General features: G+C 68.2%; 15 protein-coding genes and 1 pseudogene. 6 read left to right on the top strand and 10 right to left on the bottom strand.

Going from position 1 to position 21,400, the window contains the following annotated elements; genetic code table 11:
- The first annotated feature begins 73 nt into the window (after positions 1-73).
- Together FHT32_RS31735 and FHT32_RS31730 are read left to right on the top strand one after the other, a co-directional pair.
- Positions 74-1,054 carry a DMT family transporter gene (locus tag FHT32_RS31735; protein WP_176668527.1) on the top strand — a complete coding sequence of 327 codons (981 nt, stop codon included), beginning with the start codon at positions 74-76 and terminating at the stop codon, positions 1,052-1,054.
- Positions 1,051-2,190, top strand: a complete 1,140-nt coding sequence (locus tag FHT32_RS31730) for an NADH:flavin oxidoreductase/NADH oxidase (protein ID WP_176668526.1) — start codon at positions 1,051-1,053, stop codon at positions 2,188-2,190. Before FHT32_RS31735 ends, FHT32_RS31730 begins: the two co-directional genes overlap by 4 nt.
- A gap of 40 nt (positions 2,191-2,230) precedes the next feature.
- Here the strand turns inward: FHT32_RS31730 and FHT32_RS31725 are convergent, their stop codons facing one another.
- Genes FHT32_RS31725 through FHT32_RS31715 form a run of 3 tightly spaced genes read right to left on the bottom strand, consistent with a single transcriptional unit; the run spans position 2,231 to position 4,521 of the window.
- Positions 2,231-2,773, bottom strand: coding sequence for an N-acetyltransferase family protein (locus FHT32_RS31725; protein ID WP_371132302.1), 543 nt, complete (start codon positions 2,771-2,773; stop codon positions 2,231-2,233).
- Complete coding sequence (locus tag FHT32_RS31720) at positions 2,770-3,381, bottom strand: helix-turn-helix domain-containing protein (protein WP_176668524.1); 612 nt, start codon at positions 3,379-3,381, stop codon at positions 2,770-2,772. Before FHT32_RS31720 ends, FHT32_RS31725 begins: the two co-directional genes overlap by 4 nt.
- Positions 3,382-3,441: 60 nt before the next feature.
- A complete protein-coding gene (locus FHT32_RS31715) occupies positions 3,442-4,521 on the bottom strand; it encodes a hypothetical protein (protein WP_176668523.1) in 1,080 nt (359 codons plus the stop codon).
- Between the two features lie 170 nt (positions 4,522-4,691).
- On the opposite strand from FHT32_RS31715, the gene putA reads away from it, so the two are divergent.
- Entirely contained in the window at positions 4,692-8,411 is a 3,720-nt protein-coding gene (putA, locus tag FHT32_RS31710; RefSeq protein WP_176668522.1) for a trifunctional transcriptional regulator/proline dehydrogenase/L-glutamate gamma-semialdehyde dehydrogenase, read from the top strand.
- A 19-nt stretch (positions 8,412-8,430) separates the two neighbouring features.
- Here putA and FHT32_RS31705 read toward each other — a convergent pair whose 3' ends face one another.
- The 4 genes from FHT32_RS31705 to FHT32_RS31690 all read right to left on the bottom strand — a co-directional run bounded on the left by FHT32_RS31705 (position 8,431) and on the right by FHT32_RS31690 (position 12,997).
- On the bottom strand, positions 8,431-8,823 hold the full coding sequence (locus FHT32_RS31705) for a carboxymuconolactone decarboxylase family protein (RefSeq protein ID WP_176668521.1): 393 nt from the start codon (positions 8,821-8,823) through the stop codon (positions 8,431-8,433).
- 62 nt (positions 8,824-8,885) lie between these two features.
- On the bottom strand, positions 8,886-9,329 hold the full coding sequence (locus FHT32_RS31700) for a hypothetical protein (RefSeq protein WP_176668520.1): 444 nt from the start codon (positions 9,327-9,329) through the stop codon (positions 8,886-8,888).
- Between the two features lie 125 nt (positions 9,330-9,454).
- A complete protein-coding gene (katG, locus tag FHT32_RS31695) occupies positions 9,455-11,656 on the bottom strand; it encodes a catalase/peroxidase HPI (RefSeq protein WP_176668519.1) in 2,202 nt (733 codons plus the stop codon).
- Between the two features lie 180 nt (positions 11,657-11,836).
- Positions 11,837-12,997, bottom strand: a complete 1,161-nt coding sequence (locus tag FHT32_RS31690; RefSeq protein ID WP_176668518.1) for an alpha/beta hydrolase — start codon at positions 12,995-12,997, stop codon at positions 11,837-11,839.
- Positions 12,998-13,218: 221 nt separating this feature from the next.
- On the opposite strand from FHT32_RS31690, the pseudogene FHT32_RS31685 reads away from it, so the two are divergent.
- Positions 13,219-13,485 (top strand): annotated as a pseudogene (locus FHT32_RS31685) (hypothetical protein); the annotation flags it as partial.
- A 616-nt stretch (positions 13,486-14,101) separates the two neighbouring features.
- On the opposite strand, the gene FHT32_RS31680 reads toward FHT32_RS31685, so the two are convergent.
- Entirely contained in the window at positions 14,102-16,180 is a 2,079-nt protein-coding gene (locus FHT32_RS31680) for a TerD family protein (protein ID WP_176668517.1), read from the bottom strand.
- A gap of 362 nt (positions 16,181-16,542) precedes the next feature.
- The gene (gene glmS, locus FHT32_RS31675) at positions 16,543-18,423 is read right to left on the bottom strand and encodes a glutamine--fructose-6-phosphate transaminase (isomerizing) (protein ID WP_176668516.1); all 1,881 of its coding nucleotides are present in this window, start codon (positions 18,421-18,423) and stop codon (positions 16,543-16,545) included.
- A 138-nt stretch (positions 18,424-18,561) separates the two neighbouring features.
- Between glmS and FHT32_RS31670 the strand changes: the two genes are divergently transcribed.
- Positions 18,562-19,053: an Lrp/AsnC family transcriptional regulator gene (locus FHT32_RS31670; RefSeq protein WP_176668515.1), complete on the top strand. Its 492-nt coding sequence runs from the start codon at positions 18,562-18,564 to the stop codon at positions 19,051-19,053.
- A 9-nt stretch (positions 19,054-19,062) separates the two neighbouring features.
- Here the strand turns inward: FHT32_RS31670 and glmU are convergent, their stop codons facing one another.
- Complete coding sequence (glmU, locus tag FHT32_RS31665; protein WP_176668514.1) at positions 19,063-20,493, bottom strand: bifunctional UDP-N-acetylglucosamine diphosphorylase/glucosamine-1-phosphate N-acetyltransferase GlmU; 1,431 nt, start codon at positions 20,491-20,493, stop codon at positions 19,063-19,065.
- On the opposite strand from glmU, the gene FHT32_RS31660 reads away from it, so the two are divergent.
- Entirely contained in the window at positions 20,492-21,388 is an 897-nt protein-coding gene (locus FHT32_RS31660; protein ID WP_176668513.1) for a DUF6279 family lipoprotein, read from the top strand. The genes glmU and FHT32_RS31660 overlap by 2 nt on opposite strands.
- The last annotated feature ends 12 nt before the right edge of the window (positions 21,389-21,400 follow it).

Here is a 21,400-nt window from a genome sequence, read left to right as displayed (position 1 = left end):
GCGAATGGCAATGGCGCCCCGCAGCCCCGATTCTTGGGGTATCGATCCATTGCAAAGAAAAGGCTGGCTTCCCATGTCCACTCGCCAACGCATCGCCGGCACCGCCGCGCTGCTGCTCGCCACCTCCGGGTGGGGCTCCCTGTTCCTCGTGAGCAAGGGCGTGCTCCACCATGTCGAACCGGTGTGGTTCACGCTGATCCGCTACACGCTGTCGGCGCTGCTGTTCGTGCTGCTGATCCTGCCGCGCGGAGCGGCGCCCTGGCGCAAGCTGCGGCGGCATGCCGGGCCACTGGCCCTGCGCGGCGCCGCCGGCTTCGGCGTGTTCAGCGTGATGCTGCTGGTGGGGCTGGCGCACTCGGTGCCCTCGCACGGCGCGGTCATCATCGCCACCACGCCCATGACCACGCAGCTCGTGCGCTGGGTGCTCGACGGCGTGCGCCCCACGCGCACCACGCTGCTGACCAGCGCGCTCGCGCTGCTGGGCGTGGCGACCGTCTCGGGCCTGCTGGCCGGCGGCGCGGGCTCCGCGAGCGGGGCGAGCACGCTGATGGGCGACGCGATCGCCTTCGTCGGCACGCTGGGCTGGGTCTGGTACACGCGCGGCGCCGCGCGCTTTCCGGAGCTCGACGTGATCGAGTACACCGCGCTCACGGTGCTGGCCTCGTGGCCCGTGCTGCTGGCGGCGGCCGTCGGCGCTTCGGTGCTGGGCTGGTCCGCGGTGCCGAGCGTGGAAGGGCTGCGCCTGTCGTGGCATGCGCTGCTCTTCGTCGGCGTGGTGCCTTCGGCCATCTCGGTGCTGGCTTTCAACTACGGCGTGCGCGCGCTCGGCGCGGTCACGGGCACGGCTTTTCTCAACTTCGTGCCGGTGTCGGCGCTGCTGATGAGCGCGGCGCTGGGCCACCTGCCCACGGCGGGCGAGGCCGCCGGCATGGCGATGGTGATCGCGGCGCTGCTGATCCATACCGCATCGAGCCGCAAGGCTTCCGCCGCCGCGGCTGCACCGACGGCGCGGCCACAGCAGAATTACCGGACCTGCGGAGCCACACCCTCATGAGCATCAGCGACAGCAACCACCGAAGCCATCTTTTCGAGCCCCTGCAGCTCGGCCCCTTGAAGATCGACAACCGCATCGTCATCGCGCCGATGTGCCAGTACTCCGCCACCGAAGGCACGCCGGGCGACTGGCACCTGATCCACCTGGGCCACCTTGCGCTCTCGGGTGCCGGGCTGCTGATCATCGAGGCGACGGCGGTGGAGGCCGACGGCCGCATTTCGCCCGGCGACCTCGGCCTTTATTCCGATGCCAACGAGGAAGGCCTTGCGAGGGTGCTGCAGGCGATGCGCGCGCACTCGCCGATCAAGGTCGCCATCCAGCTCGGCCACGCGGGGCGCAAGGCGTCGAGCCGCGCGCCGTGGGAAGGCGGCAGGCAGATCCGCCCCGGCGAGCCCGGCGGCTGGAAGGCCTGGGCGCCCTCGGCCGTGCCGCACGCGCCGGGCGAAGACCCGCCGATCGCGCTCGATGCCGCCGGGCTGGCCCGCGTGCGCGACGCCTTCGTGGCCGCGGCCCGCCGCGCCGCGCGGCTGGGCATCGACGGCATCGAGCTGCATGCGGCGCACGGCTACCTGCTGCACCAGTTCCTCTCGCCCATCGCCAACCATCGCGAAGACGAATACGGCGGCAGCCTGGAGAACCGCCTGCGCTTTCCGCTCGAAGTCTTCGACGCGGTGCGCAAGGAGTTCCCCGCCGACCGCCCTGTGTGGGTGCGCGTGTCGGCCAGCGACTGGGTGCCGGGCGGCTGGGACCTCTACAGCACCGTCGCCTTCTCGCGCGCGCTGCAGGCCCGCGGCTGCGCGGCCATCCATGTGTCCAGCGGCGGCGTGTCGCCGCAGCAGGCGATCACGCTGGGCGCGGGCTACCAGGTGCCGTTCGCGGAACGCATCAAGACCGAGGTCGGCCTGCCGACCATCGCGGTCGGGCTCATCACCGAACCCGCGCACGCCGAAGCCATCATCGCCAACGGGCAGGCCGATGCGGTGTCGCTGGCGCGCGCGATCCTGTACGACCCGCGCTGGCCCTGGCATGCGGCGGCCGAGTTGGGCGCGCAGGTGAAGGCGCCGCACCAGTACTGGCGCTCGCAGCCGCGCGAGTTCAAGGACCTGTTCGAGAACGCGGCGTTCGGCGCGCGTTAGAACGCATCGGCTGCGAAGCGGCCCCTCGTCGCGCAGGCCTTCACTTCAGCTCGCGATAGAAGAAGGTGGTTGCGCAGGGCTCGCCCTGCGGCAGCAGCGCGAAGCCGGGGATCGTTCCGACGCGCACCCAGCCCGAGCGCTCGTAGAGCCGCTCGGCGTCGGCACTCGATGTGTCGAGCACCAGCAGCGTCTTGCCGCGTTCGCGCGCCACCTGTTCGGCCGCCTTCATCAGCAGTGCTCCGACGCCGCGGCGGCGCGCGCGGCGGTGCACGAGCATCTTCGCGACCTCGCCGCGGTGCGGCTGGTTCTCGGGCTGCGCCAGCACCACCTGCACGGTGCCGAGGATGCCTTCCTCGTCCTGCGCCACCAGCAGCGCGCGTTTGCCGCTGTCAACGCCGGCGGCCACGTTGCGCCAGAAGGCCTGCGCGCGCTCCTCGCTCAGCGGATGCATGAAGCTCACCGAGGCGCCGCCATCGACGCAATCGGCCAGCACGGCGGCAAGGTCGCGCAGCTGCGCTTCGGAAACGGAGTCCAGCAGGCGGATGGCCGGGGCGGTGCCGGCAGAAACGGTCGTCATGTTCATCTCCAGGAAGAAGGGGCGGTCGCGATCACCACGGCGTAGCGGGTGCTCTTGCGCGAGGGGTTGTGGTAACTCATGGGGCGGTCGAGCACCATCGCCAGGCAGTCGCCGGTGGCGAGCCGGTGCTGCTCGTCGCCCAGCGTGAGTTCGATGACGCCGTCGAGCACCCACACCTGCTGGTGGATGAGAGGCTCGCGCGCCGAGGTCTCGTAGGCCACGCGCGCGCCGGGCGGAAACTCCACCTCGACGATCTGGATCGGCGACGCGAAGCCGCTGGGCGACACGTTCCTGCGCAGGTAGCCGGAATGCGGATCGCGCCACTGCAGCTGGTCGGCCAGCCGCGAGACCGGGTCGGCAGCGGGTGTGGGCGCCTCGAACAGCGAGGCCAGCGACACGCCCAAGCCAGTCGCGAGCTTTTCGAGCACCACGGCGGTGGGGCTGCTCTCGCCGCGCTCGATGAGCGAGATCATCGAGCGGCTCACGCCGCACTGGGTGGCGAGCGCGTCGAGCGAGAGGCCCCGCGCGGCGCGCAGGTCGCGCACGCGCTGGGCGATGCGGTGGTTGAGGCCGGACGGGCTTTCCGTGTCGGCCGATTCCTTGATTTCCGTCATAGTAGATGAAATATCCACTATTCAGGAAATAGCGTCAAGCCCGCTGGCAGGTTCCTGCCGTCAGCGCGGCGGGCCGACCAGCGCGGCGCGCGCGGCCTCGGAGGGGAAGACGCAGGCCACGTCGTGCGCGCAGCCCGGCACCACCACGACCTCGCGGCGCTTGTCTGGCGCGAGCAGCTTGCGGTCGTACGCCGCATAGGCCAGGCCGCGCTGCATGCGGAACGAGCCCTGCGCGAGCGCGGCGCACGACTTGTCGAGCACGCGGTACGCGGTGCCCCTGGCGTCGCTGCTGTCGAGCGCGCCTTCGAGATAGCTGATGTCGGCCTGTGCGTACTGCCGGCGCGCCTGTTCAGCGGTGCGGCCCAGGTGGGCGGGCAGGTCGTCGGTGCCGTACTTCCAGCGGTTCATCTGCGGGCATGCCGCCGCGTCGGGTGCGGCGAAGCCGGTCACCGAGGCACCGTCGGCCGAGAACTGCGGCCGCACCGGGTCGAAGTAGAGCCAGGTGCTCGGGTCGGCGACCACGTAGCGCATCGCCGGCTTGCCGTCGTGCTGCGTGAAGGCGACGTAGCGCTGCACGAACTGCCCGCCTGCCGAGAAGCCGGCGACGGTGATGGTGCGCAGGCTGGGCCAGCGCTGCACGAGTTCGTCGACGAGTGCATCCATGACCGCGAAGGAGCCGATGCGGTTGCCCGATGCCGAGCGCACGCCTTCGAGCCACGAGCCGCAGGTCCACAGCAGGTCGCCGGGCTGAGCGACTGGCACGCCCGCTGTGTTGCAGCGGCCGGCCACCGCCTTGTCGGCCGCGACCTGGAAGAGCGGCGCGACCACCAGCGTGTCGCCGAGCGCATCGGCGTTGCGTAGGGTGCGCAGTGCAGCTTCGAAGGTCCTGTCGGCATCGCGCGAGTGGCCGTGCATGGCGATGAGCGCCCGGGTCGGCCCGGCTGCCGGCGCATCGGGATCGAGCGACGAGTAATAGTGAAGCGCGCCTCCGGCCCCCGGCGGCGTGAAGCTGCGGAAGCACTCCGCCGCGGCAGAGTCCTGGCAGGCGGAGGCTGCGGCCGTCGCCGCGCGCGCCTGCCATGGCGCGGTGAACGAAGCGGCGAGGGCCAAGGAAAGGAACCATCTGCGGCTGCTGGGCATGTTCGTGTCACTCCCGGAATCGACGGAACGCGGATTCTCTGCCCGCCCCTTCGCACCAACCTGACCGTTGCGCTGGTTTACCGGAGATTTACTCTACCGGAACGCCACTCTTCGAACACAAATTCGGCTTCGAGGCGCGGATCATCCAACAAATCCCACCACGAAGCACCATGAACCCCGACCCCCTGCCCTCCTCCTTCGCGGCCTTCGCCGACGGACTGCCCTCCGACCCGGCGCCGCTGCGCGAGCGCATCACCGCGGCATGCCGCACGCCTGAACCGCAAGCCCTGCCGCCGCTGCTCGCGCAGGCACGGCTGTCCGGCGACCAGGCGGCAGAAGCACAGGAACTCGCCCACCGCATCGCGCGGCAGCTGCGCGAGCGCAAGAGCGCGAGCGGGCGCGCCGGCCTCGTGCAGGGGCTGCTGCAGGAATACGCGCTGTCGTCGCAGGAAGGCGTGGCGCTGATGTGCCTGGCCGAGGCGCTGCTGCGCATCCCCGATGCGGGCACGCGCGACGCGCTGATCCGCGACAAGATCGCGCACGGCCAGTGGCAGGCGCACGCGGGCCGCAGCCCCTCGGTGTTCGTCAACGCCGCGACCTGGGGCCTGCTGCTCACCGGCAAGCTGGTGGCCACGCACAGCGAGAGCAGCCTGTCGACGGTGCTCACGCGCCTCATCGGCAAGGGCGGCGAGCCGCTGATCCGCAAGGGCGTGGACATGGCGATGCGGATGATGGGCGAGCAGTTCGTCACCGGCGAGACCATCGCGCAGGCGCTCGCCAACGCGCGCGAGCTGGAGGCGCAGGGCTTTCGCTATTCGTACGACATGCTCGGCGAAGCGGCGCTGACCATGGAAGACGCGAAGCGCTACCGCACCGCGTACGAAGACGCGATCCACGCGATCGGCAAGGCGTCGGCGCGGCGCGGCGTGTACGAGGGGCCGGGCATCTCGATCAAGCTCTCGGCGCTGCACCCGCGCTACAGCCGCGCGCAGCATTCGCGCGTGATGGCCGAGCTGTATCCGGTGCTGCGCGAACTCGCGCTGCTGGCGCGGCAGTACGACATCGGCCTGAACATCGACGCGGAGGAAGCCGACCGGCTGGAGCTCTCGCTCGACCTGCTGGAGCGCCTGTGCTTCGAGCCCCAGCTCGCGGGCTGGAACGGCATCGGCTTCGTGGTGCAGGCCTACCAGAAGCGCTGCCCCTTCGTGATCGACTTCGTGATCGACCTCGCGCGCCGCAGCGGCCACCGGCTGATGGTGCGACTGGTGAAGGGCGCCTACTGGGACAGCGAGATCAAGCGCGCGCAGCTCGACGGGCTCGACGGCTATCCGGTCTACACGCGCAAGGCCTACACCGACGTGTCGTACCTCGCCTGCGCACGCAAGCTGCTCGATGCGCCCGAGGCGGTTTACCCGCAGTTCGCCACGCACAACGCCCACACGTTGGCCGCCATCTACACGATGGCGGATCCGTCGCGCTACGAGCCGGGGCAGTACGAGTTCCAGTGCCTGCACGGCATGGGCGAGCCGCTCTACGAGCAGGTGGTGGGCCCGCTCGCGCGGCCCTGCCGCATCTATGCGCCGGTGGGCACGCACGAGACGCTGCTGGCCTACCTGGTGCGACGGCTGCTGGAGAACGGCGCCAACACCTCCTTCGTGAACCGCATCGCCGACCCGACCATCTCGCTCGACGTGCTGGTGGAAGACCCGGTCGCCACGGCGGAGCGCATGGCGGCGCAGGAAGGCACTGCCGGCCTGCCGCATCCGGCCATTCCGCTGCCGGCGGCGCTCTACGGAACGCAGCGCGCCAACTCGCGCGGCCTCGACCTCGCGAGCGACGACAGTCTGCGCGCGCTGGGCCATGCGTTGCGCGAGAGCGCGGGCGAGCGATGGCACGCCGCGCCGATGCTCGCCGAAGCCGCGCCCGCCGATGGCGAAGCGGCCGAGGTGCCGAACCCTGCCGACCATCGCGACATCGTCGGCCGCGTGCGCGAAGCCACGCTCGCCGATGTCGAATCGGCCATCGCGCAGGCCCACGCCTTTGCGCCGACATGGGCCGCCACGCCACCCGCCGAACGCGCAGCGCTGCTCGAACGCGCCGCAGACAGCCTCGAACAGGGCATGCCGCGCCTGCTCGGCCTGCTCACGCGCGAGGCCGGAAAGACCTACGCCAACGCCATCGCGGAAGTGCGCGAGGCGGTGGACTTCCTGCGCTACTACGCGGCGCAGGCGCGCAGCGATTTCTCCAACGACACGCACCGCGCGCTCGGCCCGATGGCCTGCATCAGCCCGTGGAACTTTCCGCTGGCGATCTTCACCGGCCAGGTGGCGGCTGCGCTGGCTGCCGGCAACCCGGTGCTGGCCAAGCCGGCCGAGCAGACGCCGCTGGTCGCGGCCGAAGCGGTGCGCGTGCTGTGGGAGGCCGGCATTCCCCGCGCGGCGGTGCAGCTGCTGCCCGGGCGCGGCGAGACGGTGGGCGCGGCGCTGGTGGCCGATGCGCGCGTGCAGGGCGTGATGTTCACCGGCTCCACCGAGGTCGCGCGCATCCTGCAGAAGACGCTGTCGCAGCGCCTCGGTGCGCACGGCGCGCCGGTGCCGCTCATCGCCGAGACCGGCGGGCAGAACGCGATGATCGTCGACTCCTCGGCGCTGGTGGAGCAGGTGGTGGCCGACGTGATGGCCTCCGCCTTCGACAGCGCCGGCCAGCGCTGCTCCGCGCTGCGCGTGCTGTGCGTGCAGGAAGAGGCGGCCGACCGCGTGGTCGCGATGCTCAAGGGCGCGATGGCCGAGGCCGCCATCGGCAACCCGGCCCGCCTCGCGGTGGACGTGGGCCCGGTGATCGACGCAGAGGCGCGCGACGGCATCGAACGCCACGTCGAGGCGATGCGCTCTAGCGGCCATGCGGTGTTCCGCCAGGCCCGCGAGCATGGCGACGACACGCGGCACGGCACCTTCGTGATGCCCACGCTGATCGAGCTCGACAGCATCTCCGAGCTGCAGCGCGAAGTGTTCGGCCCGGTGCTGCACCTCGTGCGCTTTCGCCGCCGCGACCTCGGTGCGCTGGTCGGGCAGATCAACGGCACCGGCTACGGGCTGACGCTGGGCGTGCACACGCGCATCGACGAGACCATCGCGCAGGTCGTGGAGAACGCGAAGGCCGGCAACGTCTACGTGAACCGCAACATCGTGGGCGCGGTGGTGGGCGTGCAGCCCTTCGGCGGCGAGGGCCTGTCGGGCACGGGGCCGAAGGCGGGCGGGCCGCTGTACATGCTGCGCATGCTGGCGGCACGGCCGGACGACGCGATGGCGCGCGCGGTTTCAGGTGGTGCACCTGCTGTGCAACCCGCGCTGTCGGCACTGGCCCGCTGGGCCGATGCCACCGGCCGGGCCGCGCTGTCGGCGCAGTGCGTGCTGTTCGCGGCGCAGTCGCGCTCGGGCAGTTCGCGCACGCTCGCCGGACCGACCGGCGAGCGCAACGTCTACAGGCTGGAGCCGCGCGAGGCCGTGCTGTGCCTGGCCGATGCGGAAGCCGACCGGCTGACCCAGCTTACGGCCGTGCTCGCGGCGGGCAGCAGCGCGATCTGGCCCGCCGATGCCGCAGCGCAGAGCCTGCGTGCATCGCTGCCCGCTGAGGTGCAGCAATGCGTGGCGATTGCAAGCGACTGGTCTTCGGACACGGTGGCGTTCGACGCCGCGCTGCATCACGGCGATGCACAGGGGCTTCGCGAAGTGCTGCGGCGCATCGCCGCGCGGCCGGGCCCGATCGTCGGCGTGCGCGGCTTCGCGCCGGGCGAGGCGCGCATTCCGCTCGAAAGCCTGGTGGTGGAGCGCGCAATCAGCACCAACACCGCGGCGGCGGGCGGCAACGCGAGCCTGATGACGATCGGCTGAGGGCGCCTGCCCAGCCCTGCTATTTGTCGAACGCGGGATCGATCGGCACGCGGTAACCATTGACGAGCCGGTTGGTCTCGTTGGCCATGCCGACCACGGCCATGAGCTCGGCGAACATCGCGGGCGTCATGCCGGCCTTCTCGGCGCCGGCGTGATGGCTCGCGGTGCAGTAGCCGCAGCCGTTGGTCACGCTCACGGCGAGGTAGACCATCTCCTTCACCACCGGGTCGAGCGCGCCGGGCGCCATCACTTCCTTCAGGCTGCTCCAGGTGCGCCTGAGGGTGGCGGGGTCGTTGGCGAGGTACTTCCAGAAGTTGTTGACGTCGGGCACGTTGCGCGTGGTCTTGATGTCGTCGAAGACCGCGCGCACTTCCGCTGAAGCATCCGCGTATTCGATGGGCTGGGGTTTCATGCAAGGCTCCTGCTGGTGTCGAGGCCGACGGTACCAGCCTTCTCGCTGCGCCGGTCGATCCGTCAGTAGGTCTGCAGAAACCGGGCGTGCTCCTTGTGCATGTGCGAGCGCGCGAGCAGCCACTTTCGCAGCGAGGCCTGCGTGTCGGGAGAAAGATCCCTGGAGCACTGGTCGAATGCCTCGCCGAGCAGCTTGAACTCGACGTCCAGGTGCCGGCGCGTAGGCGAGGCGCCGGCCACGGGGCCGTTGTTCCTCGCGAAGTCCAGCAGCGCCACCTGGCCGAAGGCCTCCATCTCCTTGACCAGGCGGCTGCGCTCGAGCATCAGGCGGCGAACGATGGCGTTGCGCCGGCGCGGGCCGAAGCGGCGGAGTATGGGATTGGCGTCGTCGCCCTGCACGGTCGCCAGGATGATGTCCAGCTGCTCGAGCAGACGGAGCCATTGCCCGGCCTGGAAGAACTCCGAGGATGGCGTCGCAGGTGCCTTGTCCTTTTTCACGACGAGCATGGTTGTCTCCTGCTGTCATTCTTTTGCTGAAGAGCCCCGGCCTGCTTCGGACCGGGGCTTCGTTCATTCACTGCTGGTGCACGCGGCGGGAGACCGGCTGGAGCCGGCCTCCCGTTCGCGGTCGATCACCTGAGGTCGAAGCGATCGAGGTCCATCACCTTGGCCCAGGCGGCCACGAAGTCGCGCACGAACACCTGCTGCGCATCGCTGGAGCCATAGACCTCGGAGAGCGCGCGCAGCTGCGAGTTGGAGCCGAACACCAGGTCGGCGGTGGTGGCCGTCCACTTCACCTCGCCGCTCGTGCGGTCGCGTCCTTCGAGCACGTTGGCGTCCGCGGCCGACTTCTTCCAGGCGGTGCGCATGTCGAGCAGGTTCACGAAGAAGTCGTTGCTCAGCGTCTCCGGCCGCTTGGTGAAGACACCGTTCGGCGACTGCCCGAAGTTCGCGCCCAGCACGCGCAGGCCGCCGACCAGCACCGTCATCTCCGGCGCGCCCAGGCGCAGCAGCTGCGCCTTGTCGAGCAGCAGGTCGGCGGTGGCCGCGGGGTTGGTGCCCTTGCGCAGGTAGTTGCGGAACCCGTCGGCCGTCGGCTCCAGCACGCCGAAGGATTCGACGTCGGTCTGCGCCTGCGAAGCGTCCATGCGGCCCGGCGAGAAGGGCACGGTCACGTCCTGCCCGGCCTTCTTCGCGGCCGCCTCGACGGCCGCGTTGCCCGCCAGCACGATCAGGTCGGCCAGCGAGATCTTCTTCTTGCCGCCTGCCTGCGCCGCGTTGAACTCCTTCTGGATGCCTTCGAGCACCGACAGCACCTTCGACAGCTCGGCCGGCTGGTTCACTTCCCAGTCCTTCTGCGGCGCGAGACGGATGCGCGCGCCGTTGGCGCCGCCGCGCTTGTCGCTGCCGCGGAAGGTCGAGGCCGAGGCCCAGGCGGTGCGCACCAGTTCGCCGATGCCCAGGCCCGAGGCCAGCACCTTGGCCTTAAGCGCCGCGGTGTCCTTGTCGTCGACCAGCGGGTGGTCGATGGCGGGGATCGGGTCCTGCCAGATCAGCTCTTCCTTAGGCACCAGCTTGCCAAGGTAGCGGGCGCGCGGGCCCATGTCGCGGTGCGTGAGCTTGAACCAAGCGCGCGCGAAGGCGTCGGCGAACTCCTGCGGGTTGGCCATGTAGCGGCGCGAGATCTTCTCGTAGGCCGGGTCCACGCGCATGGCCATGTCGGCCGTGGTCATCATGGGGGCGTGGCGGCGCGACGGATCGTGCGCATCGGGCACGGTGTTCGCGCCGGTGTCGCCCTTGGGCTTCCACTGGTGCGCGCCGGCCGGGCTCTTCGTGAGCTCCCATTCGTAGCCGAAGAGCGTCTCGAAGTAGCTGTTGTCCCACTTGGTGGGCGTCGGCGTCCAGGCACCTTCGATGCCGCTGGTGGTGGCGTGCACGCCGATGCCGCTTTCGAAGCTGTTCTTCCAGCCCAGGCCCAGCTCCTCGATGTCGGCACCTTCCGGCTCGACGCCGACCTTGGCCGGATCACCCGCGCCGTGGGCCTTGCCGAAGGTGTGGCCGCCGGCGGTGAGCGCCACGGTTTCCTCGTCGTTCATCGCCATGCGGGTGAAGGTCTCGCGGATGTCGCGGGCCGACTTCAGCGGATCGGGGTTGCCGTTCGGGCCCTCGGGGTTCACGTAGATCAGGCCCATCTGCACGGCCGCGAGCGGGTTGGCGAGATCGCGCTCGCCGCTGTAGCGCTCGTCGCCCAGCCACTTGTTCTCGGCGCCCCAGTTGACGTCGTCTTCCGGCTCCCAGATGTCGGGGCGGCCGCCGGCGAAGCCGAAGGTCTTGAAGCCCATGGACTCCAGCGCGACGTTGCCGGTGAGGATCATCAGGTCGGCCCACGAGAGCTTGCGGCCGTACTTCTGCTTGATCGGCCACAGCAGGCGGCGCGCCTTGTCGAGGTTGCCGTTGTCGGGCCAGCTGTTCAGCGGCGCGAAGCGCTGCGCGCCCGCACCGCCGCCACCGCGGCCGTCGAAGGTGCGATACGTGCCGGCCGAGTGCCAGGCCATGCGGATGAACAGCGGCCCGTAGTGGCCGTAGTCGGCGGGCCACCAGTCCTGCGAATCGGTCATCAGCGCGCGGAGGTCCTGGACGACGGCGTCGAGGTCGAGGGTCTTGAACTCCTTGGCGTAGTCGAAAGCCTCGCCCATGGGATTGGACTTGGCGGAGTGCTGGTGCAGCAGCTTCAGGTTGAGCTGGTTGGGCCACCAGTCGGTGTTCGTCGCGGCGCGACGAGCGGTGCCGGTGGTTGCATGGCCCGGGAACGGGCATTTGGCTTCATCGGACAAGGGGTTCTCCTTTGGTTGTCGGGTGCTCGGGGGTGGAGCGGGCTCAGTCTAGGTAGGCCGGGCCCATCCATCAACCAAATTGGGTTCATTGGGTGAATAGCGAAGAGCTATTCACCCAATGTGAGCAGCGCGGGCGCGTCGGGGGAGCCCATCGCGGAGCGTGCCGCCTGAAGGGAGCCCTCAGCGCGGCGGAGTCTGGATCTGCCAATAGTTCTGCTCGCCAAGGCGCTTCATGGTCAATCCAGGCCTCTGGCTCGCGCGCATACCGCTGTAGAAGAGAGCCATGTCCCTCAGCAGGACGGGTGAATCGCCGTACTTCGAATGCCCGAGAACGTCGGTGCTAATGTCGCTCGCATCGACGGTCTCGATGCCGGGCGAGAGTGCCAGCGCCGTGCCCGCAATGCCCGCGCGAGCCCTCCCCCAGACGATCCTGGAAGCGTTCAGCGCCTTGTCGTTGTCCGATGCATAGAGGTTCACAGCGTAGCCGGCCTTGACCATCGCTGGCGCGATCTGCACCGTGAACACCCTGGCATCGATGTCGGGAGCCGCCAGCGTAACCAGCTTCACTTTTGCCGTCAGCTTCGGGCGATTCAAGGCGAGAGACATCAGTGCATGGGTCGTCGTCCAGGAGCCCATGCTGTGCGCAAGGACGAAGATTTCATCGGCGCGGGTCTTCTCTCCGAACTGGACGAGAAACTCCTCGAGCGCGGGAATGGAGCTGATGGCCTTGGTGAAGTCCCGCAAATAGTTGGCGGTTCCCTCGACGGGCGACTCGCCATTCGAGGGCCAACTGAAAAAGGCCGGCACCACGGGCAGTTGCATGTCCACGGCGAGTTGCGCCGTTCGCAGCGCGGCATCGCGGAAAGGGACATTGAAGCCGTGCACGAATACGAAGCCGATGTTCTTTCGGGGAGCGGCGCCGAAGGATCGATTCACCTGCACGATGAACTCCTCGGGCCTCAAGGGCACCGCGTCGAGGAGAAGCATGAACTTGTCCGGGTTGCTTTTGTCCCGGTCGAAGACGGTCGGCGTTTCGACCTCACCCTTTTCATGGATCCACGGCAGGCTGACCAGGGTATACCCATACTGGACTTGCGTTGCCTCGTTGTCGTCGAAGTAGACGGGCCTTGCGACCGGGGTGCGATTCGTTCCATAGAACACCGCGACCTTTACCGGATGCCCTTTCTTCGCGTCCTCGATCCGGGGGATTCCCGCGGGAACGATCAGCGGAGCCGGCGCGGTCGCGCAGGCCGCCAGCGCAAGTGCCACCAGAACGGGGAAGCCCCGCAATGCGATGAAGCGACCGCACCGTACCAAGCGCATGAAAAGCCTGTTTGCCATGAATCCCTCCTGATCTGCTTCTCCGGATGAACGAGATCCTTCATGCCCAAAAGGATCCGAAGGCCGCGCTTCATCTTGCGGCAGCAGACCAGGGAAAACATCCCCCGAATTGATGAGGCAGCCGAAAGCCGTGTGTGATCTTGACTCGCCGACGAATGAATCGGTGTACTCGCTGACTCTCACCACCATATCGCTGGTTCAACCAGCCAAGAGCCAAGAGCCCTGTCGCGCGCGGCGGCGCCATCCGGTTCGAGGCGGTCAGCAGTTCCGGCATGCCGCTCGCGAACGCCTACAAGGTCAGGTGGCGCATCACGAACAACGACCGGATGGCCGAGCGGGCCAATCAGCTGCGCGGCAACTTCTATCGCTCGGACAGCAACACGAATGACCGCCACGAAACCCTGTCCTACCGGGGCGTGCACATGGTGGAGGCCTTCGTCATTCACAAGATGACCAACCTGCTCGCGGGCAGAAGCGAGCCTTTCTAGCAGACGCATTCGGAGATTCGACGACCAACACCAAGTCGGCCAGTTCCGGACCGTACAACTTCTGGGTCATCGGAGATGCGGGCGTCCATTTGACCTTGGGTCTGTGATGGCAGAAGACCCCTGTCACGGTCAAGCCGCCCTTGGGAAGAGCGGCGCAAGCCCAAGCTGATACCAGCTGCTGCGGCAGCTGGTATCAGCCTGGCGACATGCGCGGGCTCGCCATCATCCTTATAGACGGAGTCGTCACCCCAGGCCGCGGCAATCGCGCGCTCGGTCGCGCTCAGCAGTGGATTCGGTGGCGGCAAGGACAGGGCTGCAGCGGGGGATCGGACGGCTTCATCGAAAGTCTGGCCTTGAGGCGGGCAAACATAGCGGCGCCGTGACATCGCCTCCGGGAGTTAGCGCTGCGCCGACCGCAAGTGAAGCCACGACGCGAGTGCGTGGCCATCGTCAGATTGGATTGCGCCCGCAAGCCTGCTCCTGAGCCGCCAAATAAAATCCTACTGGCGACCCTGAAACATCTGACTTGACCAGAATTCCTTGAACCCGCTTGCGCCCCAGCAGAGACCGAGCGCCGCGATAGCGAAGGATCACTATCTGGCCGACTACAACGTCTCTACTTCAGATAGTTGGAACGGATTTCGTCACCATCCAATGGCGTAACAGTGCACCCACGACCCACTCCGAATCTCGTCTCCGCCTCCGCCGGCGTATCCACCAACGTACCGCGGGCAAGGGCGTGCAAGGACATCAGCGTGTGCAAGTCGGGTTTCACCATCTCGTGCAAAGCGCGCAGCATCAGCGAGACGCCCGCCAGGTTGCCCGCCACGCTGTTGGAGAAGCGCGGGTGGTCCCGCAGCGCGAAGTCTGCCCATAGCACTTCACGACGCTCCAGGTCCAGCACAAGAGGCAGGCTGATCCGGGTGTCGGAGGCAAGATCGACACGGTCCACCACCGTGCGGGCTTCGAAGGGCTCGCCCGAATTGAGGTTCTTGCGAGACATCCAGCCCGCAAAGCACTCCGGCAGATCGCAGTAGGCCTGACCCGAGTAGCTGTTGATACACATCATCACGAAACGCACGCCTCTGGAGCGCAGCAACTGCACGTCCAGATCGATGAACTCGGCGGCCCCCTTCGGCGCGTCGACGATGTCGCCACTGTGGTGTGCGCCCCAGCCACGCAGGTTGTAGAAAGCGATGGTGTCCACGTAGCGGTAGTCATCGCCGTAGAACACCACGGAGAGGTCGATGTCGACCCGCGAACGGCCATTCATCCACCATAGGAAGAGACGCACGAACCCGCCATCCGGCATCGGGATTCGGCTGCCCCGCGCGAAGGTCCGCAACGTCTTGGATGCAGCACGCTGCGACATCGGCACCACATAACTCGCCAGCGCCGGATCGACATGACAGCGGCCCAGGGGAGGCAGTTGAGCAAACCTTGCCAACAGCGCCTGCTTGCAACCGTGCACCACCCGTTGCGCGGTATCCAGGTCGATCGCGGCGCGGCGGTCCTCCAGTGCAAAGACCTTCGCAACATCGCCCTTCGGAAAGAACACGCGCAGCCGACCTTCGTCTGCCCGAGCTTGGAAATGCGCCAGGACCTGCAGCAAGACCGTCGTCGACACCCGCGGGGCCAACTCGGCGAAGCGCTGCAGAAGCGCTTGGGGCTCTTCGCTCTTTCGCAGCAATGCATCGAGCCGACGCGCATATTCCCCAGGTCGGTCTTCCAGTACCTGCGCCGCGCCTCGGATATCCCCCGCGGCCAATGCCTGTTCAACGCGGCTATTGAAGCTTGCGACTGGCAGGCCGTTGCGGACAACGCCGAACGCCGCAGCAGCCTTGGGATAGCGTTCGGCCTGTTCGCCGGGGTGCAGCCGCTCGCCCAGTCGTTTAAACGGCTCAATCCTTCGATGCATGTCCTCGATCAAGCCACCGCAGTCCTCGAGCAATGCCAGCAGCATCCTGCGCTGGTGGCGCGAGAAAGAGACGAAGCGCGTGGAGGCAGCCAGCGACACATCGCCTCCCGAGAGAGCCACGGCCAGGCGCAGCACATCGGTCGCGGTGCGGAAGTTGTCCTTGACGAAACGGTGTGTGCGCTCGTCGGTCCCCACATGGATGACCAGCTGTGACCCCAGTAACGCCAGGTTCTCCTTGAACGGGAACTTCGCGGGCAACAATCGAAAAATGTCAGCCCGATACTGACGCACGAACCAGATGAGGTCGGCCCGGTCTTGCTCGGACAGGGACACCGCCGAGCCCGCCAGCTTCGTGCAGATCGTCTCGAAGTCCTCTACAGAACCCAACTCCACAATGCGCGGGTATCGCTTGTGAAGCAGCGGTGGACGCTTCTCGTCCGTGTTGGGCATGCGGCGCAGGCTCACATAGTGGCTGAGCGCATTCAGGTACAGCTGCGCTTCCGACAGCGCCATCACCTGGCTCGGGAAGCCGGGGTGCAAAGGCTCGTGCTGGCGATGTGCACCCACAAGCTTGCGCATGTCCTGCATCACGCCACGCAGCGTACGGGCAGCATCCTCGAACGGCAGGGAAGACAACCGCGAGACCACCTCGTCGGCCAGCACAAACCCCAGCGGCTCAATCTCCTTGAGCATCGAGGCAAGTTGCTCGGGGGTGACGCCCCCCTCACCCGAGCGCACATGCAGTCGCATGCGCCGGCGCAAGTAGATTTCGTTCATGCTCCTCCTCCCTGAAACAGGATCGCCTGCCGGAGGCAGGCGACGAGCGGAAAGCGGGGACCCTAGGTTGACAGGTTTTAGAAGGAAGGGCCCCCATAGCCGCGTCCAAACTATAGCGGGTCTGGATGCATCCCGACAAGCAGTGAACGACCAGTTGCCTGCTCACCGAGGGCCGAGCTCACTGGCAACGACATGTGCAGCTGATGCAACTTGCCATGTCAAACAAATGAAGCCTTCGGCCTCATGCGCCGTATCCTCCATTGGAGCACCCGACAGACTTTGGCTTCCTATTCTTCGACAGTCCTTATTCTTCTCGACTGACTATATTTTTCTTAGGCACGGCAGCCAAGCTGCCCGCCGCATCACTCCACCGTCACGCTCTTCGCCAGATTTCGCGGCTTGTCCACATCGGTACCGCGCGCACACGCCGTGTGATACGCCAGCAGCTGCAGCGGCACCACGTGCAGGATCGGCGAGAGCGCGCCGTAGTGCTCAGGCATGCGGATCACGTGCAGGCCTTCGCCGCTCCTGATCTTCGTGTCGCCGTCGGCCAGCACGTAGAGCACGCCGCCGCGGGCGCGCACTTCCTGCAGGTTGCTCTTGAGCTTTTCGAGCAGCGCGTCGTTGGGGGCCACGGCCACCACGGGCATCTCGCTGGTGACCAGCGCGAGCGGGCCGTGCTTGAGTTCGCCGGCGGCGTAGGCCTCGGCGTGGATGTAGGTCACTTCCTTGAGCTTGAGCGCGCCTTCCAGCGCGATCGGGTAGTGCAGCCCGCGGCCGAGGAAGAGCGCGTTGTCCTTGCGCGCGAAGTCTTCGGCCCAGCCGATGATCTGCGGCTCCAGCGCGAGCACCGACTGCAGCGCGACCGGCAGGTGGCGCATCTCCTTCAGGTAGCGCGCCTCCTCGGCCTCGCTCAGCCGGCCCTTGGCCTGCGCGATGGCCAGCGTGAGCAGGAACAGACCCGCGAGCTGCGTGGTGAAGGCCTTGGTCGAGGCCACGCCGATTTCCACGCCGGCGCGCGTGATGTACGCCAGCTTGCACTCGCGCACCATCGCGCTGGTGGCGACGTTGCAGATGGTCAGCGTCTGCTCCATGCCCAGCGAGCGAGCGTGCTTGAGCGCGGCCAGCGTGTCGGCGGTTTCGCCCGACTGGCTGATGGTGACGACCAGCGTCTTCGGGTCGGGCACCGATTCGCGGTAGCGGTATTCGCTCGCGATCTCGACCTGCGTGGAAATCTTCGCGATGCCTTCCAGCCAGTACTTGGCGGTGCAGCCGCTGTAGTAGCTGGTGCCGCAGGCGAGGATGAGGATCTTGTCGATGTCCTGGAACACGCGGTGCGCGCTCGCTCCGGTGGCGCCGTCCTGGCCGATGCCGTCGAACAGCTCGGGCACGATGCCCTCCACGCCCTCGAGCGTGTCGCCGATGGCGCGCGGCTGCTCGAAGATTTCCTTCTGCATGTAGTGGCGGTACGGGCCGAGTTCGGCCGCGCCGCTGTGGGCGAGCACGGTGCGCACCTGGCGGGTGACCGGCTTGTGGTTCTTGTCGACGACCCAGTACTTGCCGGGCTGCAGGTCGACCACGTCGCCCTCTTCCAGGTAGACGATCTGGTCGGTCACGCCGGCCAGGGCCATCGCGTCGCTGGCAAGGAAGTTCTCGGCGCCGTCCTTGCCCGCGCCCAGGATCAGCGGCGAACCCGCGCGCGCGCCGACCACGCGCTGCGGCTCGTCGCGGCAGATCACGGCGATGGCGTAGGCGCCGTGCAGCTGCAGCACGGCCGCCTTCACCGCCTCGAACAGGTCGCCGTCGTAGAGGCTGTCGACGAGGTGGGCGATGACCTCGGTGTCGGTCTGGCTCTCGAACGCATAGCCCTTGGCTTCGAGCGCGGCGCGCAGCGTCTCGTGGTTCTCGATGATGCCGTTGTGCACCAGCGCGATGCGGCCCGGCCGCGCGGCCTGCGCGTCGGCGCCGGGGCCATGGCTGAAGTGCGGATGCGCGTTGTGCACCGCCGGCGCGCCGTGCGTGGCCCAGCGCGTGTGGGCGATGCCGGTGAGGCCCTCGACCTTGTCGTCGCGCACCTGCGCCACGAGGTCGGCCACGCGCGAGGTGGTGCGCGCCCGCGTCAGGCCGCCGGCATGCACCGCGACGCCGCAGGAGTCATAGCCGCGGTACTCGAGCCGCTGGAGGCCCTGCACGAGGACCGGAACGATGTTGCGATGGGACGCTGCCCCGACGATGCCGCACATGGTGAGCTGCCTTTGAATGGAGAAGAGACTCGATGGTAGGAAGGCAAAGAAGAAATATGCATTCGAAGTTTCATTGATTTCGGACTTTTATTTCTTCATTTCTGTTAATTGGAGTTTTATTCCATAATTCCTTCGAATATGGAATCAATCTCGCTCGATTCAACCGACCTGCGCCTGCTAGACGCCCTGCAGCGCGACGCCTCCCAGACCAACCAGCGCCTGGCGGCCGACGTAGGCATCTCCCCGCCCACCTGCCTGCGACGCGTGCAGCGCCTGCGCGAGATCGGCCTGATCGAGCGCCAGATCGCGCTGCTGTCGCCCGAGCGGCTCGCCACGGTGCTGGGCCACGGCCTGCAGGCGGTCATCGAGATCTCGCTCGACCGCCAGGACGCCGCCTCGCTCGACGCCTTCGAGGCGCGCGTGATCGCCGACGACGCGGTGCAGCAGTGCTGGCGCGTGTCGCCCGGCCCCGACTTCGTGCTGGTGGTGGCGGCGCGCGACATGCCGGACTACGGCGCGCTCACGCAGCGCCTGTTCACGGCCGACGCGAACGTGCGCAACGTCAAGGCCTTCTTCAGCCTGAAGCGCGCGAAGTTCGAGCCCCGGATGCCGCTGGCATCGGGGGCCTGAAGGCCGTCGTCAGGCCTTCGGCTTCTTCTGGGGACGCTTCCAGTTGGGGAAGCTCACCGCCTTGCTGCGCGCCACGGTCAGCGCGCCCGGCTCGGTCGACTTGTTGATGGTCGAGCCGCCCCCGATGGTGCCGCCCGCGCCGATGGTGATGGGCGCCACCAGCACGCAGTTGCTGCCCACGTGCACGTCGTCGCCGATCACGGTGCGGTGCTTGTTGGCGCCGTCGTAGTTGGCGGTGATGCTGCCCGCGCCGTAGTTCACGCGCTCGCCCACGGTGGCATCGCCCAGGTAGGCCAGGTGGTTGGCCTTGGCGCCGGCGGCCAGCGTGGAGTTCTTCACTTCCACGAAATTGCCGATGTGCACCTCGGCGCCCAGCTGCGCGCCCGGCCGCAGCCGCGCGAAGGGGCCGATCAGCGAGCCCGCGCCGACGGTGACGCCGGCCTTCTCGCCCTCGATGTGGGTGAAGGGATGGATCACCGCGCCGGCCTCGATGCGCGCGTTGGCGATCACGCAGTTCGCGCCGATGCGCACGCCCTCGCCCAGCGACACCGCGCCTTCGAACACGCAGTTGACGTCGATCTCCACGTCGCCCGCGCATTCGAGCGTGCCGCGCAGGTCGAAGCGCGCCGGGTCGGCCAGGCGCACGCCCTGCTCCATCAGCGCATTCGCCTGGCGCAGCTGCCATGCGCGCTCCAGCGCCGCGAGCTGGGCGGGGCTGTTGATGCCGGCCACCTGGAGCGCGTCGGTGGTGATGTGCGCGACCACGGGCACGCCGTCGGCGGCCGCCAGCTTCACCACGTCGGTCAGGTAGTACTCGCCCTGGGCGTTGCGGTTGTCCAGCCGGCCGAGCCAGCCCTTGAGCACGCGCGCGGGCACGGCCATCACGCCGCTGTAGATCTCGCGCACCGCGCGCTGGGCCTCGGTGGCGTCCTTGTGCTCGACCACTGCCTGCACGTCACCACTGCCGGCTGCGCGGATGACCCGGCCGTAGCCCGTGGGGTCGTCGAACTCGATGGTCAGCAGCGCCAGCTTGCGGCCGGCGCTGGCGGCGACGAGCGCGCGCAGGGTTTCCTCGCCGATGAGCGGCACGTCGCCGGAGAGCACGACCACCGTGCCGTCGTCCGCCAGCAGCGGCGCGGCCTGCTGCACCGCGTGGCCGGTGCCCAGCTGGGGCTCCTGGCGCGCGAAGCGCACCGCGGCATTGCCGACGCCGCCGGCCATGGCCGCCTCGACCTGGTCCGCGCCGTGGCCCGTGACCACCACCACGTCGCGCGCCCCGATGCGCGCGGCCGTGCCCGCCACGTGCGCCAGCAGAGCGCGGCCGCCCAGCCGGTGCAGCACCTTGGGCAGACGGCTCTTCATGCGGGTACCCTTGCCGGCGGCCATGATGACGACGTCGATCGGTCCGTGGTCGTTGTTCTGTTGCGGAGGCTGATTCATGCGTTTCTTTTCCAGGATTCGTTGCGCGACTTGCTCGGCATGGGCTCGAATTATCGGCGCGCTGCTCGTGGCGGCCGCCCTGGGTGCCTGCAGCGCGATCCAGCTGGCCTACAACAACCTGCCGACGGTGAGCTACTGGTGGCTCGACGGCTACCTCGACTTCGACGGCACCCAGACCCCGAAGGTGCGTGACGAGCTCGACCAGCTGCTGGCCTGGCACCGGCAGAACGAGCTGCCGCGCCTGGCCTCGCTGCTGAAGGAGGCCCAGGCCATGGCACCGGGCGAGGTCACGCCGGAGCAGGTCTGCGCCATGGCCGACCGCATCCGCGAGCGCCTGCTGGCCGTGACCGAGCGCGCCGAGCCCGCGGGCGCCGAACTGGCCCTGAGCCTGACCGAGGCGCAGCTGCAGCAGCTGGAGCGCAAATACGCCAAGAACAACGCCGAATACCGCAAGGACTGGCTCGACCGCACGCCGGCCCAGGTGCAGGAAAAGCGCTACGACCAGTTCCTCGAGCGCACCGAGGACTTCTACGGCCGCCTGAGCGCCGAGCAGCGCGAGCTGCTGAAGCAGCAGGTCGCGCAGTCGGTGTTCGACCCGAAGCTCGCGGACGCCGAGCGCCGCAAGCGCCAGCAGGAAGCGCTCAGGCTGCTGCGCGGCTTCGCCGCCGGCAAGCCTTCGCCCGCCGAGGCGCGCGCCGCGCTGCACGACTACATCCAGCGCATCGCCGAGCCGCCGCCCGGGCCCTGGCGCGACCATCAGCAGGCCCTGCTGCAGGAAGGCTGCCGCAACACCGCGGCCATGCACAACGGCACCAGTGCCAGCCAGCGCGCGCAGGCGGTGCGCCGGCTGCAGGCCTACCAGGACGACCTGCGCCAGCTGGTGGCGGCGCGCTGAAGACGCCGGCTC

This window comes from Variovorax sp. SG517, assembly GCF_013376045.1.
Lineage (GTDB): Bacteria > Pseudomonadota > Gammaproteobacteria > Burkholderiales > Burkholderiaceae_C > Variovorax.
The sequence above is the reverse complement of the archived record's forward strand: the minus strand, read 5'-3'. Positions and strand labels throughout refer to the sequence as shown.